This window comes from Arthrobacter sp. SPT-J7, from assembly GCF_059089965.1.
The window spans coordinates 460714-475495 of sequence record NZ_JBNHFF010000003.1 but is presented as its reverse complement, the minus strand read 5'-3'; the positions used below and the strand labels follow the sequence as shown (position 1 = coordinate 475495).

The following is a 14782-nucleotide window of genomic DNA, read 5'->3' as shown; positions in this document are numbered from 1 at the left end:
CTGGCCGACGCGCACCAGATCGGCACCCACCTGCCCGCCACCCTCGCCGCCCTCGACGACGGCGCGATCGACCTGCCCCGCGCCGCCGCGATCGCCCGCAAAGGCGCCGACCTGCCCCCGGGCACCTTGGCCGAGTTCGAGAACACCGTGCTGCCCGGTGCCGGGGCCATCACCCTCGAATCCGTCCACGCCCGCGCGCGCGCCGCCCGCGACCGGCTGCACCCACAACCACTCGAGACCCGGCACCGGGCCGCGATGGAACGGCGCACCGTCCACTACCTGCCGCAGGAGGACGGCATGGCCGAACTCTACATCCGCACCTCCGCGGACAAAGCCCTGCTGGCCTACAACCTGATGCAGGCCCACGCCAGGAAACTGCAAACCGCCGAGGAAACCCGCACCCTCGGCCAGCTCCGCGCCGACGTCTTCACCGACATGCTCCTGCGCTACCCCGACCACGCCTACCAACCCGCCCCCACCACCGCCGCCGGCAACGGCACTGCCGCTGCGACAACACCGGAAGCCGGGGCCACGACGAAAAGCGAAACCGCCGCCAAGGAGACGGCCGCCGCGGACACCGCAACCGGCCCGGCAGCGTCCGGACCGCCAGCCCAGGGCCCCTGCACCTGCGGCGGCGCGAACACAACCGCCTCCGTCGCCGTCACCGCCCCGCTGCCCACCCTGCTCCAGCTGGCCGAAGACCCCGGCGAACTCACCGGCTACGGACCCATCCCTCCGGAGATGACCCGCAACCTCACCGCGCTGGCCAAATCATGGCTCCTCGTGCTCACCGACGACTACGGCCACGCCATCGCCGCGGCCAAAGACCTGCGCACCCCGCCCGACTGGCTCAAACGCCTCGTCCGGCTCCGCGACCGGCACTGCCGAGACTTCGGCTGCACCGTCCCCGCCGACCAATGCGAAATCGACCACACCATCGCCTGGGAAGACGGCGGCAGAACAGTCCCCGAAAACCTCAACGCCCGCTGCAAACCCGGCCACAAAACTAAACACCACGGCGGCGGCACCCTCACCCAAGACCCGGACGGCACCCTGCACTTCACCACCCGCTCCGGACACACCCACACCACCACCCCCGACGAAGGCTGGGCACTCACCTACCCCACACCAGCAGACCAGGCGAGCGATGAAACTAGCCGGGGGACAAGCGCAGGCGGAGGGCCCTCTGACGGAGAGGAAGGCGAACGATGCGACGAAACGACGCCGCCGTTCTGATGGATAGGCCGCAGGCTGCCCACCTGCGACGCCTGCTACTGCGGCGCTGCCTACCTGCGGCCTGCGGCACCTGCTACCCAGGGAGCGGGGTGTCGCTTCGGGAAGTCTCCCAGCCGGGCGGACCGTTGCTGCCGGCTTCGTACTCTTCCAGCGGCACCACGTCTTTTTCCCAAGCCTTCAGTACTGGCTCCACGATCCGCCAGCAGTCCTCGGCGATGTCTCCGCGGACAGACAACAGCGGGTCGCCGTGCAGCACGCCTTCCAAGACTTCGCCGTAGGGCAGCAGGTCAGCCGCGTGAAGATCTGCTGCCATGACCGCACGGTCCAGCGTGAAGATGTCGGTCGGACCGTTGACATCGATCTCCAGTTGCAGGGTCTCTGGCCCCAGACCGATCCTCAACCGGGTTGGACTGTCGATGCCTTTGAATCCCGTGGGCAGGTGGCTGACCGGCTTGAAGGTGATAATGACCTCCTTCTTCGGTTGGGCCAAGGCCTTGCCCGAACGGAGGATGAATGGGACGCCCGCCCAGCGGTTGTTGTTGATCGAAACTTCAACCTCAGCAAGGGTTTCCGTTTTCCGTGAGGGGTCCACGCCCTGTTCCGCGGTGTAGTCGGGAATATCCCGGTCGCCAATCCGGCCCGCAGTGTAGCGGGCTCGTCGGGTGCTTTTGGCGAAGTCGGGGTCGACGCTGCTGGCCCGCATGACGGTGCCGATATGGTCGCGCAGGTCCCGCTCTTTAAGGGTGGACGGCGGGTTCAGTGCCGTCAGGGCCATTACCTGCAGCAAGTGGCTCTGGATCATGTCCCGCAGCGCGCCGGCGCCGTCGTAGTAGCGGGCGCGCCCCTCCAGGGCGAGGGCTTCGTCGTAAAAAATCTCCACTTTCGCTACGTGCTCATTGCTGAGCAACGGTTCCAACAAGCGATTGGCGAAGCGCAGGCCAAGGATGTTGAAGACTGTTGACTTGCCCAGGAAATGGTCCACCCGGTGGATATGGTCCTCAGGCACTAGTTTCAGCAATGTCTTGTTCAGCAACACGGCCGACTCAAGGCTGGTGCCGAACGGTTTCTCCAGCACCAGACGGGTCCCCTCTGGCACGTCCTCGGGTTGGAGCACTTCGCATGCTTTCTGGCTGACAGCCGGCGGCAGGGCGAAGAATACGGCCACCGGTCCGCCCAGTTCCGCCAGCAGCTTGGCCAGGGCTCCATCGGCCGTTACGTCAACCGAGTGGTATTGGGTCTCTTGCTGGATGTCGAGCAGTTGCTGCCGTCCGGCGTCGTTCGCCGCGCCGGCGCAGGGGTCAAAGGCGCCGCTGACGCGTTGCTGCCATCGCGCAGAGTCCCAGTCATCGGAGCCGGCGCCCACCAGTTTCAGCCCGGTGGTTTTGCCTTGGGCAATCAGCCTTCCCAGCCCCGGAAGCAGCAGCCTGCCGGTCAAATCGCCGGAAGCTCCCAAGATCAGCAGTGTCCGTATCTGCATCGGCCCGCTGGCATAGGGGGAGGAAGCGTCCCTGGTTTCCGTCTGTTTCGTCTCCGTCTGTTCAGCGCTCACGTTTCCCACCTTGCCACGGCGGCGACGCGGAGGGAACGGTCCGGTGGCAGCTGCGAGGCGAGCGGAAGGGCGCGACTGAGGGCACCGCCAGTTGATACCCTTAAGAGCTGAACTCCGGCGTGGCCCGGGGATTGTGAACCAGATCGACGAAAGTAGACACGGCGCGTGTTCAATTCACTCTCTGACCGGTTGACCTCAACCTTCAAGAATCTGCGCGGCAAGGGACGCCTGTCCGAGGCCGACGTCGATGCCACCGTGCGCGAAATCCGGCGAGCCCTGCTTGACGCCGACGTTGCCGTGCCCGTGGTGCGCGCGTTCACAGCCCATGTGAAGGAACGCGCTCTCAGCGAGGAAGTCTCGGGCGCCCTGAACCCGGGCCAGCAGGTCGTCAAGATCGTCAACGACGAACTGGTCAACATCCTCGGCGGCGAGACCCGCCGGATCAAGCTGGCCAAGAACCCGCCGACGGTGATCATGCTCGCCGGCCTGCAGGGTGCCGGTAAGACCACACTGGCCGGCAAGCTGTCCAAGTGGCTCAAGGGCCAGGGCCACAGCCCGCTGCTGGTTGCCGCGGACTTGCAGCGCCCCAACGCCGTGACGCAGCTTCAGGTCAACGGCCAGCGCGCCGGCGTGCCCGTCTACGCCCCGCACCCGGGCGTGCAGTCGGAGTTCGACTCCGTGACCGGCGATCCGGTGGCAGTTGCCCGCGACGGCATCGCAGAAGCACGGCAGAAGCTGTACGACGTGGTCATCGTGGACACCGCCGGCCGGCTCGGCGTCGACGCGGAGATGATGCAGCAGGCCGCGGACATCCGTGCGGCCATCAACCCGGACGAAGTCCTCTTCGTGATCGACGCGATGATCGGCCAGGACGCCGTCAATACCGCGCAGGCGTTCAACGAAGGCGTCAACTTCACCGGCGTCGTCCTTTCCAAGCTCGACGGCGATGCCCGCGGCGGTGCCGCGCTCTCCGTCGCGTCGGTCACCGGCAAGCCCGTGATGTTCGCGTCCACCGGCGAGAACCTGGACGACTTCGAGATCTTCCACCCGGACCGGATGGCCAACCGCATCCTGGACATGGGCGACATCCTTACCCTGATCGAGCAAGCGGAGAAGTCCTGGGACAAGGGCGAAGCCGAGCGGATGGCGCAGAAGTTCGCCGACCAGGAAGACTTCACGCTGGACGACTTCCTCGCCCAGATGCAGCAGATCCGCAAAATGGGCTCGATGAAGAAGATGCTCATGATGATGCCCGGCGCCGCCAACATGCGCCAGCAGCTGGAGAACTTCGACGAGCGCGAGATCGACCGCGTGGAAGCGATCGTCCGCTCGATGACCCCGCACGAGCGGGTTGCCCCGAAGATCATCAACGGTTCCCGCCGCGCCCGCATCGCCAAGGGCTCCGGCGTCCACGTTTCGGAGGTCAACGGCCTGCTGGAGCGCTTCGGCCAGGCCCAGAAGATGATGAAGAAGATGGCGCAGGGGGGCGGCATCCCGGGCATGCCGGGCATGGCAGGTCCCGGCGGCTTCGGCGGCGCCCGCAAGAAGCAGCAGGCCGCCAAGGGCAAGAAGAAGGCCCGCTCCGGCAACCCGGCCAAGGCGGCGCAGGAGCTGCGCGAGGCCGAGGAGCGGCGCAAGAACAAGGCATCGGTGCCGGCCGGAAGCGCTTTCGGTGCCCCGCAGGACGGCCAGGACTTTGATCCGTCAGCGCTGAACCTGCCCAAGGGCTTCGACAAGTTCCTCGGCAAGTAGTCCGCCAAGTTCCACTTGCATTGTTTAGTGCCCCGTCGGCGAGTCCGGCGGGGCACTTGCCGTGAGACCGGAAGGTAAGCTGGGTTGCTGAATCGATTCGGCAAGACGACGGCAACGACGACGAGGGCCTGAAGCCCACCGGCGAGGCAGCGCAGCGAAGGAGTTTCGTGGCAGAGCAGGCACACAGCGGCGTGGATCGCCCGTCCGGAAGGCGGCAGGGCGCCGTCGTGGTCATCGTACGCAGCGTCGGCGGTTCCGTGGTGCTGGTGGACGGTCCCGGCGGCCCCGCTTTGCCGGCCGCTGCGGTCCGGCCCGGTGAAGACCCGCGCTCCGCCGCGGCCCGCGTGCTGGCCGAATCCTCCCTGCCGGTGCCGCCGGGGCGCATCCTGGCGCTCGATTACCAGCCGGTGGCCGCCACGGCCGCCGAAACCATTACCTTTGTGTACGACGGCGGCACATACGACGGCGGTAAGCTCGCCGCGGGTGCCGGGGGACAGGCGGTCTTCCTTCCGGTCGAACAGGCCGAAGCCGTCCTGGACAGCGCGCAGTCCGCCCAGTTGGCAGCCGGACTCCGCGCCCACGAGCTCCTCACCGTGGTGGAACTGCGCAACGGGCAGGTGCTGCGGACAGCGCAGTCGCGCGTGCCGGAACGCGAACTGGCGCCCCAGGTCTGGGAACCCGAGCCAGCAGGCGGGTCCAAAGGGACTGTCGGGTCCGGCGTTTAGTATTTCTCCCATGGCAATCGGCAGCGGAGAGCGGGTGGTCTTTGTCCACGGCACCGACAGTTTTGGTGCCGCGGCCTGGCCGCATCAGCACCGACTGGCCGGACGCTACGACTGTCTGTTCCTCCGCCGCCACGGGTTTGACCTACAAGCGGATCCGCTGCCGACCGACTTTGATGAAGACGCCCGGATCGTTGGCCGTCATCTCGGCGCAGGTGCCCACGTGGTGGCTCACGCGCAGGGCGCCGTCGCCGCCATGATGGCCGCCGTGGAGCACCCGGACAAGGTGCTTTCGCTGACGCTGTTCGAGCCGGCGTGCTTGTCCTTGACCGCCGACTTGCCTGCCACGCATGCGTACCGCCAACGGCTGGAGCCGCTGTTCGCCGCCCGCCGTGAGCTGACCGACGAGGAGTACCAGCGCGAGTTCGTCCGGCTGGTGGTCGGCGCCGAAGCGCTGCCGCTGGCCACCGCGGCCGACCGGGCACAGGCCAAGCGGGCCCGGCTGCAGGCCCCGCCGTGGAACGCGCCGCTGCACATTGTCCCGGGGCTGCCCACGCTCGTGGTCACCGGCGGCTGGGAGCCGCTGTACGAGGAAGTGGCCCACTACTTGGCCGGCACCGGCGCCATCCACCGCCACGCCGACGGCCACCACCGGCCGCAGGATTCGGACCAGGGCCATGCGCTGCTGGAAGCGTTCCTGGCCGGAAAGGCGCTGCCGGGCTGAGCGGAGGATTTCCGCCCGTCGCTGCGCAGCCGGACCGACCAGGTGTTGCTAGCGTTGAGCTATGAACCAAACAGGCTGGGAACCGGCGTCCGGACAACTGTGGTGGCCGTGGCCGCTGGACGAAGCTGGAGTGGCGGCATTGCAGCAACAACTCTCCAACCGGTCCCTGCTGGGCGCCTTCGCCGGCGGAATCCCGCAGCCCGGCGACAGCGTCGTCTCCGTGCTGCTGGCGGTGAACCCGGAGCAGCGAGCGGCAGTATTGGATACCGCCGGCAAGGCCGTCCCGGGCCCGGACGTTGCCGCCCTGGTCCGCGGACTCTCCGCCGATTTGGGGGCAGCCGTCGAGATCGACGGCATCGAATACGAGGCGCCCGCACCGGAGGCAGCGCTGGAACTGGATGCCGTGCCGGCGCCCGAGGACGCCGAAGAGCTTGAGGCGCCGGACCCCTCCGAGCTGCGCACTGTACTGGTGGGGAAATTCCGGCGCGAGGATCTGCTGATGTTCGGTGCCCTCAACGGCGTGGCAGTCCACGTCTTGGAGCCCGGCGCGGGAGGCCCGGACGGGCCTGCACCCGGACAGCGCGTCGTGCTGGTGCACGGCGAGGCGGCGCCCGGGCTCTACAACTGGCCGGCCTCCGCCAAACCCATCGTGGCGCTCATGGACTTTGACGGTTTCCGCGCGGTGGAGGCATGGCTGCCCGGAACCCGGCGCGATCCGGACACCAGTTTCTGGCACGCCTGGGAAGGGGCGGCCAAGCCGTTCCCCTCGACGTCCCGCGCGGACGCCGACGCGCTGCGACTGCTCGGCCGGATTGTGCATCCCGAAGGTCCCGATCCGCGCCGTCTGTGCGAAGTTCTCGGTCTGGACCCGGACGCCGTCAAGGGGCTCGAGGAGCTGATGGCCTCACCGGACGAGCCGGGGATCCTGGCCCGGGCCGGCCACCTCCTGGAACTGCCGCCGGTCGCCGCACGGCTGGCCGAAGGAACGCTGCAGCCGGACCGGGTCGCCGGGATGGAGACCTTCCCGGCGCAGTCAATCGGCAAAGCCCTGCTTGAACTGGCCAGCACCCCCGCCGAAGGGAGGGGGCCCCTCGCCGCCTGGCAGCGCGCCGTCGTCGCACGCCCCGGCATGCTGGCCGGCAGTGCCGCCGCGGCGGCCACCGGTGCCGCGCTGCTGTTCCGCGCTGCGGGCCGCCGGCCGGCCAGTGCCCGCCTGCTGCGCGCCGGCGCGCTGGGCCTGGTACTGCAGGCCGCCAGCGACGTGGCGCTGGGCAGCTACCTGGCCTACCGGCGGCGCCGCTGATCCACACCGGCCAGCCGTTCGACGGCGGTGAGTCCGGCCTCGGTGCCCGGCCAATGCCGGCGCAGCGGATCCGGTCCGGCTGACCGGACCATCGCGCGCAGCAGCCAGGCGGCCACCAGCACGTCGTCGGCGTAGCCAAGGACCGGGACGAAGTCGGGAACCAAGTCGATGGGCGAGGCCAGATAGACCAGCAACAGCAGCGGAAGCACCCGCGTCCGGACCGGCAGCTCGCGATCCGCCGCCAGCCGGCGCAGCAGGCGGAGCAGATCGGGCAGCAGGCGCAAGGCATCGCGCATCCGGACGGTGTCCGGATGGCGCCGCGCATACCCCCACAAGGCCAGCAGCATCAGGGCATACAGCAGCGCCAGTCCGCCGGCCACGGCGAGGACCGGTTCCCACCATTGCATTGCGGCATCCTGACTCAGAGCTGACCCTTCATGGATCAGCGTACCGGCCGGCTCGATGGCAAGATGTGCTGCAAGTCCCACCAGCCCCCAGAACAGGGGACTGGAATAAACGTGAAGCTTCAAGTATTATATTTACATGAACTTTCAAGTAAACCCCCAGGACCTGCTCTCCGCCGACCTCACGATGGGCACCGTGATGCTCAAGGTGGGGGACATGAAGAACATGACCAACTACTACCAGCAGGCGCTGGGGTTGGATCCCGTCTCCGAGGGACTCGGCGGCGTCTTCCTGGGCCGCGGCACCACGCCGCTGCTGCACTTGGCTCCGGCCACCGGGCTGCAGTTGCCGTCCCGGGGCGAAGCCGGTTTGTTCCACACCGCCTTCCTGTTCGAGAGCCAGTCGGACCTGGCCGCCACCGTGGCCACCGCTGCGCAGACCGACCCGTCCCGGTTCACGGGCAGCGCCGACCACCTGGTCAGCGAGGCGTTCTACTTCACTGACCCGGAGGGCAACGGCATCGAGCTCTACTGGGACCGCCCGCGCGACCAGTGGTCGTGGAAGGAAACCGCCGAGGGCAAGGAAGTCCACATGGACAGCCTGGCCCTGAACCCGCAGACCTACCTGCAAAGCCACCTGACCGAGGAGGCGCTCTCCAGCCAGCGCCAGTCCGGTGCGGACATCGGCCACGTGCACCTGCAGGTCGGCGACACCCACACCGCCGAAGAATTTTACGTGAAGACCCTCGGCTTCGAGCGCACCGCAGGCTGGCACGGCCAGGCGCTGTTCGTCGCCGCCGGCGGCTACCACCACCACATGGCCATGAACGTCTGGAACAGCCGCGGCGCCGGCCCGCGCAAGGACACCCTGGGCCTGGGCGAAGTGCTGATCCACGTACCGACGGACGACGAAGTGGGCGCCCTGGCGGAACGGCTGACCAGCGCCGGCATCTCGCACCACCACACCGGTGCCGAACTGCGCTTCGAGGACCCGTGGCGCAACCAGCTGCGCATCGCCGTCGGCTAAGCAGAAACCCGCCCGCTGCGGCTAGGCTGAAAGAGAACCATCGGTCTAGCCGCGGAAGGGCCTGCACATGTCCGGAACCACCGAAATTTTCGTTGCCACCCATGATGCCGCCGTCCGGCGCGCCGCAGAACTTGAGGCCAGCGTCGAATCCCGCGGCCAAACCGACGGGCCCATGGCCGCGGTCGGGGATGCCCCGAGCCTCCGCCTCAACGGGGTCACCGACCTGGAGATTGAGATCCTCGGCGGTCTTGCTGCCAAGGCCGTCGGCGCCGCCACCGGCGAGGCGCTGGACATGGCCGACGTCTCCAGCGACTACCTGATGGTGGCCCCGGACGCCATGGTCCAGTCGCTGGCCGAACTCTTGACCCACACCGACGACGTTGGTGCCTCCTTGATCCCGGAGGTCGCCTCGCTGTGGGCTGCCGAAGAAGACATGCCGTTCAGCGGCGACATCGCCGAGGACTATGTCCGCCGCATCGCGCAGCTGGCGTCGCAGGCCGAGCATGCCGAACGCCAGCAGCTCTACGTCTGGTCCAGCACCGCCGAAGCCTAAGCTCCCCGGCGGTCGACCAAATGAGCGCCAGCGAACGCGTGGAGACCCACCCCCTCCGGTGGTCGACCAAGTGAGCGCCCTCCGGTGGTCGACCAAGTGAGCGCCAGCGAACGCGTGGAGACCCACCGCATTAGCAACACCGCACGTCAAGTCGCGCGGATTGGTTTCCATCTGGCACAATAGTCAGGTACTCGATCTGCGCGGCCCCTCTCTCCGTGCATGCATCTTGTCCTTTGAACCCTAACCATGGCCCGCCCCACGGGAGCAGACATACGGGTTCGCCCATTTTCAGAACCAGGAGTGACCACAACAGTGGCCGTAAAGATTCGCCTCAAGCGCTTCGGTAAGAAGTTCTCTGCCCACTACCGCGTCGTTGTCATGGATTCCCGCGCCAAGCGCGACGGCCGTGCCATCGAAGAGATCGGGCAGTACCACCCGACCGAAGAGCCCTCGTTCATCGAGATCAACTCCGAGCGCGCCCAGTACTGGCTCGGCGTCGGCGCCCAGCCGACCGAACAGGCTGCAGTCCTGCTCAAGATCACTGGCGACTGGCAGAAGTTCAAGGGTATTGAGGGCCAGGAAGGCACTCTCAAGACCAAGGAAGCCAAGGAAACCTTCGTGGCTCCCGAAAAGGACTCCGTCATCATCCCCGAGGCCATCACCCCGAAGGCCAAGAAGGAAGAAGCTGCCGAGGCTCCGGCCGAGGAAGCTGCAGACGAAGCCGAAAAGGCTGAGTAATGCTGGCTGAAGCGCTCGATCATCTGGTCCGCGGGATCGTTGACAGTCCCGAGGACGTCAAGGTCACGCAGAAGAACAGCCGCCGCGGTGACGTCATCGAGGTTCGTGTTCACCCGGAGGATCTGGGCCGCGTCATCGGCCGCCAGGGCCGCACCGCCCGCGCACTGCGCACCGTGGTGAACGCCTTGGCCGATGAGCAGGTCCGCGTCGACGTGGTGGATACCGACCGCCGACGCTGATCCGGATCAGCGCTGCCCGGCTCTAGGCCAGGCACCCATTTCATAACCTCCGGCCCCTGTACCAGCTAATGGTCCAGGGGCCGGACGTTTTTCACCCCGACGGACGTTTTTCCAAGGAGTCTGCATGCAGCTACAAGTTGCCCGGATCGGCAAACCGCACGGCATTCGCGGGGAGGTTACCGTCCAGGTGCTGACCGACGCTCCGGCCGATCGCTTCGTGCCCGACGTCGAGCTGACCGTGGAGCCGGCGCGGCTGGGGCCGCTGACCGTGCGCAGCGCCCGCTGGAACAAGGACATCCTGCTGCTGGGCTTCGATGAAGTCGCGGACCGCAACGGTGCCGAAGAACTCCGCGGCGCCAAGCTCTTCATCGACACCGACGACGTCGAGGACGACGACGACGCCTGGTACGAACACGAACTCGTCGGCCTCGACGTGCGCGTGGGCGACGAGGTGGTCGGCAAGGTAGCCGGACTGAACACCATGCCCGCCCAAGACCTGCTGGTGGTGGAAAACCTCGACGGCGAGGAAGTGCTGGTGCCCTTCGTCGAAGCCATCGTGCCGGAGGTCGATGTGGAGGCCGGTTTCGTGCTGCTCACCCCGCCCGCCGGATTGTTTGAACTGAACGCTCCGGGCGCGCAGGAAACCCCTGACGACGGCGAGGGGGAGCGCTAGGTGCGCATCGACGTCGTCAGCATCTTTCCGGAGTACCTGGCCGCGCTGGACCTGTCGCTGATTGGCAAAGCGCGGCAGGACGGACTCCTGCAACTCAAGGTGCATGACCTGCGCGACTTCACCACCGACCGCCACCGCACCGTGGACGACACCCCGTACGGCGGCGGCGCCGGCATGGTGATGAAGCCGGAGCCCTGGGCCCAAGCCCTCGAAGCAGTGATCGCCTCCCCGGTGGTCGACCAAGTGAGCGCCTCCCCGGTGGTCGACCAAGTGAGCGCCTCCCCGGTGGTCGACCAAGTGAGCGCCTGCGAACGCGTGGAGACCCGCGTGGAGACCCGCGTGGAGACCCCCACGGCGAACCCCGCGCGGCCAGCAGAGCCCGCACAGCCTCCCGCCGCCCGCCCGGTCCTGATCGTCCCGTCGCCCGCCGGCGAGGTCTTCAACCAGTCGCTTGCCTATGAGCTCGCCCTCGAGGACCATCTGGTCTTCGCATGTGGCCGGTATGAAGGCATCGACGAGCGTGTCCTGGAATGGGCCGCCGAGCACTTCCGGGTGCGGCCGGTCAGCCTCGGCGACTACGTGCTCAACGGGGGAGAGGTTGCCGTGCTGGCCATGGTTGAAGCCGTGGGTCGACTGGTGCCCGGCGTCGTCGGTAATCCCGAATCTTTGGTGGAGGAGTCCCACTCGGACGGGCTGCTGGAGTACCCCGTCTACACCAAACCGTCGGACTGGCGCGGACGCGGCATCCCGGAGGTGCTGCTCAGCGGCAACCACGCCAAGATCGCCCGGCACCGCCGTGACGAACAACTGCGCCGCACCGCTGAACGCCGCCCGGACCTGATCCTGGCGCTGGATCCGGAGACGCTGGACAAGGCCGACCGCGCCACGCTCAGCTCGCTCGGCTACACCATCACGCCCACGCAGGTCCTGCCGGCTGCGCCGTCGTCGGAAACCAGCGCCGAGGCGACCTCGTAAGTTCCAGCGGAATTAGAGCTTCGGCCGCGCCATGTGGCAAAATAGAGGATTGTGTCCGCTGGGCGCGATCCTGCCACAGGGGGAGCGCTGCCAACAGCTGGATTCGCCGGCCGCCGATTCCCGGACGGACCGGTTCTTGAATTTCGGCAGCGACGGTTGCAGGCTCTGGCCTGACCGTCGCGCCGTAACCAAAGTGAATGACCTGTGGCGTTCACCAGGAGTGAGAAATGCATATCCTCGACTCTGTCGACGCAGCTTCGCTGCGTAGCGACGTTCCCGAGTTCCGCGCCGGCGATACCGTCAAGGTGCACGTGAACATCATCGAAGGCAAGACCGCGCGTATCCAGGTTTTCCAGGGTTTCGTGATGGGCCGCCAGGGCCATGGTGTCCGCGAGACTTTCACGGTCCGCAAGGTTTCCTTCGGCGTGGGCGTGGAGCGTACCTTCCCGGTACATTCCCCGATCATCGACCACATTGAGGTCGTCACCAAGGGCGACGTTCGCCGCGCCAAGCTGTACTACATGCGCAAGCGCCACGGCAAGGCTGCCCGCATCAAGGAGAAGCGCGACTTCGGCACCGCCAAGTAAAGCTGCTTACCGGCAGCTTCTTGACTTAGGCAGTGCAGCAATTCTCTGGTTCCCCAGACGCTTCCGGGGAACCGCCAAGACGCCGGTCCGGACTTCCGGGCTGGCGTTTTGTGTTGGCCATCGTGGTCTGCGCGGTGGTGCTCAGCGCCATCGTCCGGGCCACGCTGGTCGACGTGTACTACATCCCTTCGGGGTCCATGGAGCCGCTGCTGGAGACCGGCGACCGCGTGCTCGTTTCGCGCATGGACTACCACTTCGGTGAAATACGGCGCGGTGATCTGGTGGTTTTCGACGGCCGCGGCTCGTTTGCGCCCTTCAATAGCGGTAACTCCCCGTTCGTCGACCTCGTGCAGCAGGCCGGCCAGTGGCTGGGCGTTGCCGGCAGCGACACCATATACGTCAAGCGCGTGATCGGCCTGCCGGGGGACACCGTCGAATGCTGCGGGCCGGACGGCCGCCTGCAGGTCAACGGCGAACCGGTGCAGGAGGACTACATTTTCGACGGCGACGCGCCCAGCGATGTGCAGTTCTCCGTGCAGGTACCCAAAGATAGATTGTGGTTGATGGGGGACCACCGCTCCGCGTCGGCCGATTCCCGTGCGCTCCTCGGTGCGCCGGGCGGGGGTATGGTTCCAGTTGAGCGGGTCATCGGCCGGCCGCTGAGCATCATCTGGCCGCTGGACCGGGCGGCCGGGTTGGACCGGATACAGTTGGGTTCCCAGCCGGCGGACCAGCCCGCGGAGAATTGAGGATAGTGAGCATGGACCAGGACGACCCGAAGGACACTGGCGGGTACCAGCCGGACGCCTCAGGGCCGCAGAAGCGCGAACGGAAGAACCGCGGACTCAAGAACCGCGAACGTCAGAATACCGGGCGGAACTCGCTGGTGTCGTGGTTGAAGGAGATCGCCACGATCGTTGCGGTCGCCGTCGTCCTTTCTTTCCTGATCAAGACTTTCCTCTTCCGCGCCTTCTTCATTCCGTCCACCTCGATGGAGGACACGCTGGAGGTGGACGACCGGATCTTCGTCAACCTGCTGGTGCCGCAGCCGTTCGCGCTGACCCGCGGCGATGTGGTGGTTTTCCAGGACGACCTCAATTGGCTGCCGCCCAACGGCGCTCACAACACCGGCAACTGGTTCCAGCAGTTCCTTACCTTCGTGGGCCTGATGCCCGATTCCTCGCAGCAGCACCTGGTCAAGCGCGTCATCGGACTGGGCGGAGACCATGTGGTTTGCTGCGACGCCGACGGCAGGGTCTCGGTCAACGGCGAACCACTGGACGAGGATCCCTACCTCGCGCCGGGCTCGGACAACACACGGATTCCCTTCGACGTGACCGTGCCCGAGGGTAAAATCTGGGTCATGGGCGACAACCGGAACCATTCCGCGGACTCGCGCGAGCACCAGGACGAAGCTTCCAAGGGCTTCGTTGACGTTGAATCCGTCGAGGGCAAGGCCAGCGTTATCGCTTGGCCGCTGGACCGGCTGAGCTTCCTAGGCAACTACCCCGAAGTGTTCGACGGCGTGCCGGCACCTTCCGCGGCCACCGGCACCGAACCGCCCGCCATCACCCGTCAGAACGAGTCCAAGTGACCAGCAAAGCCCCCACGCTACGTTTTGAGCGTTCGTTCGTCGAGGCCGGACACCGCTTGGTCGCCGGCGCGGACGAAGTGGGCCGCGGCGCCCTCGCCGGCCCGGTCAGTGTAGGGATGGTCGCCATCGACGCGACCTCGGCCAAACAGATCCGCGGCGTGCGCGACAGCAAGCTCCTCACCCCGGCCGACCGGGTGGCCCTGGTGCCCAAGATCCAGAAATGGGCACTGGCCTACGGGGTGGGCCACGCCAGCGCAGCGGAGATCGACGCGCTGGGCCTGATGGCGGCCCTGCGGCTCGCCGGCGCCCGCGCTTGGGGCCAAGTGGTAGCGACCGCCCGGCCGGACATCGTGATCTTGGACGGCAACCACGACTGGCTCTCCGCCGGGGAGCCGTCATTGTTCGACGACGCTGCCCAGCCGGGCTGCGACGCGCCGGTCCTGACCCGGATCAAGGCCGACCTGCAGTGCCTCAGCGTGGCTGCCGCCAGTGTGCTGGCAAAGGTGGAGCGTGACGCCATGATGACCGGCTACGCGACGGAGTACCCGGAGTACGCCTGGGACATCAACAAGGGCTACGCCACCCCCGCCCATCGCGCCGCCCTGCTAGGCATCGGCCCGTCCGACCTTCACCGCCGGAGCTGGCGGCTGACCCCGGAGCAGCCGTTTATGCCCGCCGTCGATATTGCTAACTAAACACCGCCAGT

Annotated in this window: 17 protein-coding genes; 15 read left to right on the top strand and 2 right to left on the bottom strand. The window is 67.1% G+C overall.

Annotation, left to right across the window (positions count from 1 at the left end; genetic code table 11):
* The coding region (locus AC5RWX_RS07615; protein WP_494097175.1) for an HNH endonuclease signature motif containing protein at positions 1–1236 on the top strand (1236 nt) is incomplete at its 5' end.
* A 73-nt stretch (positions 1237–1309) separates the two neighbouring features.
* Here the strand turns inward: AC5RWX_RS07615 and AC5RWX_RS07610 are convergent.
* Positions 1310–2713, bottom strand: coding sequence for a glucose-6-phosphate dehydrogenase (locus AC5RWX_RS07610; protein ID WP_493941267.1), 1404 nt, complete (start codon positions 2711–2713; stop codon positions 1310–1312).
* A 237-nt stretch (positions 2714–2950) separates the two neighbouring features.
* On the opposite strand from AC5RWX_RS07610, the gene ffh reads away from it, so the two are divergent.
* The 4 genes from ffh to AC5RWX_RS07590 all read left to right on the top strand — a co-directional run bounded on the left by ffh (position 2951) and on the right by AC5RWX_RS07590 (position 7286).
* Positions 2951–4537 (top strand): signal recognition particle protein, encoded by a 1587-nt coding sequence (gene ffh / locus AC5RWX_RS07605; RefSeq protein WP_493941255.1) that lies wholly within the window; start codon positions 2951–2953, stop codon positions 4535–4537.
* 167 nt (positions 4538–4704) lie between these two features.
* Positions 4705–5262: an NUDIX hydrolase gene (locus AC5RWX_RS07600; RefSeq protein ID WP_493941256.1), complete on the top strand. Its 558-nt coding sequence runs from the start codon at positions 4705–4707 to the stop codon at positions 5260–5262.
* A 10-nt stretch (positions 5263–5272) separates the two neighbouring features.
* Positions 5273–5983, top strand: coding sequence for an alpha/beta fold hydrolase (locus AC5RWX_RS07595; protein WP_493941257.1), 711 nt, complete (start codon positions 5273–5275; stop codon positions 5981–5983).
* Positions 5984–6044: 61 nt separating this feature from the next.
* On the top strand, positions 6045–7286 hold the full coding sequence (locus tag AC5RWX_RS07590) for a hypothetical protein (RefSeq protein ID WP_493941258.1): 1242 nt from the start codon (positions 6045–6047) through the stop codon (positions 7284–7286).
* Here AC5RWX_RS07590 and AC5RWX_RS07585 read toward each other — a convergent pair.
* A complete protein-coding gene (locus tag AC5RWX_RS07585; protein ID WP_493941259.1) occupies positions 7268–7816 on the bottom strand; it encodes a YkvA family protein in 549 nt (182 codons plus the stop codon). The genes AC5RWX_RS07590 and AC5RWX_RS07585 overlap by 19 nt on opposite strands.
* A 13-nt stretch (positions 7817–7829) precedes the next feature.
* On the opposite strand from AC5RWX_RS07585, the gene AC5RWX_RS07580 reads away from it, so the two are divergent.
* The 10 genes from AC5RWX_RS07580 (at position 7830) to rnhB (ending at position 14771) form a co-directional block, all read left to right on the top strand.
* Complete coding sequence (locus tag AC5RWX_RS07580) at positions 7830–8717, top strand: VOC family protein (protein ID WP_493941260.1); 888 nt, start codon at positions 7830–7832, stop codon at positions 8715–8717.
* A 67-nt stretch (positions 8718–8784) separates the two neighbouring features.
* A complete protein-coding gene (locus tag AC5RWX_RS07575; RefSeq protein WP_493941261.1) occupies positions 8785–9270 on the top strand; it encodes a hypothetical protein in 486 nt (161 codons plus the stop codon).
* A gap of 312 nt (positions 9271–9582) precedes the next feature.
* A complete protein-coding gene (rpsP, locus tag AC5RWX_RS07570; RefSeq protein WP_493941262.1) occupies positions 9583–10008 on the top strand; it encodes a 30S ribosomal protein S16 in 426 nt (141 codons plus the stop codon).
* Positions 10008–10247 (top strand): RNA-binding protein, encoded by a 240-nt coding sequence (locus AC5RWX_RS07565; protein ID WP_493941263.1) that lies wholly within the window; start codon positions 10008–10010, stop codon positions 10245–10247. The genes rpsP and AC5RWX_RS07565 overlap by 1 nt, the downstream gene beginning before the upstream one ends.
* Positions 10248–10371: 124 nt before the next feature.
* Positions 10372–10920 (top strand): ribosome maturation factor RimM, encoded by a 549-nt coding sequence (gene rimM / locus AC5RWX_RS07560; protein WP_493941264.1) that lies wholly within the window; start codon positions 10372–10374, stop codon positions 10918–10920.
* Positions 10921–11895: a tRNA (guanosine(37)-N1)-methyltransferase TrmD gene (gene trmD / locus AC5RWX_RS07555; protein WP_494097174.1), complete on the top strand. Its 975-nt coding sequence runs from the start codon at positions 10921–10923 to the stop codon at positions 11893–11895.
* 227 nt (positions 11896–12122) lie between these two features.
* A complete protein-coding gene (gene rplS / locus AC5RWX_RS07550) occupies positions 12123–12482 on the top strand; it encodes a 50S ribosomal protein L19 (RefSeq protein ID WP_493941266.1) in 360 nt (119 codons plus the stop codon).
* 32 nt (positions 12483–12514) lie between these two features.
* The gene (lepB, locus tag AC5RWX_RS07545) at positions 12515–13231 is read left to right on the top strand and encodes a signal peptidase I (RefSeq protein ID WP_493943348.1); all 717 of its coding nucleotides are present in this window, start codon (positions 12515–12517) and stop codon (positions 13229–13231) included.
* Between the two features lie 11 nt (positions 13232–13242).
* Positions 13243–14076, top strand: a complete 834-nt coding sequence (lepB, locus tag AC5RWX_RS07540; protein ID WP_493943347.1) for a signal peptidase I — start codon at positions 13243–13245, stop codon at positions 14074–14076.
* On the top strand, positions 14073–14771 hold the full coding sequence (rnhB, locus tag AC5RWX_RS07535) for a ribonuclease HII (protein WP_493943346.1): 699 nt from the start codon (positions 14073–14075) through the stop codon (positions 14769–14771). The genes lepB (AC5RWX_RS07540) and rnhB overlap by 4 nt, the downstream gene beginning before the upstream one ends.
* Positions 14772–14782: the final 11 nt, after the last annotated feature.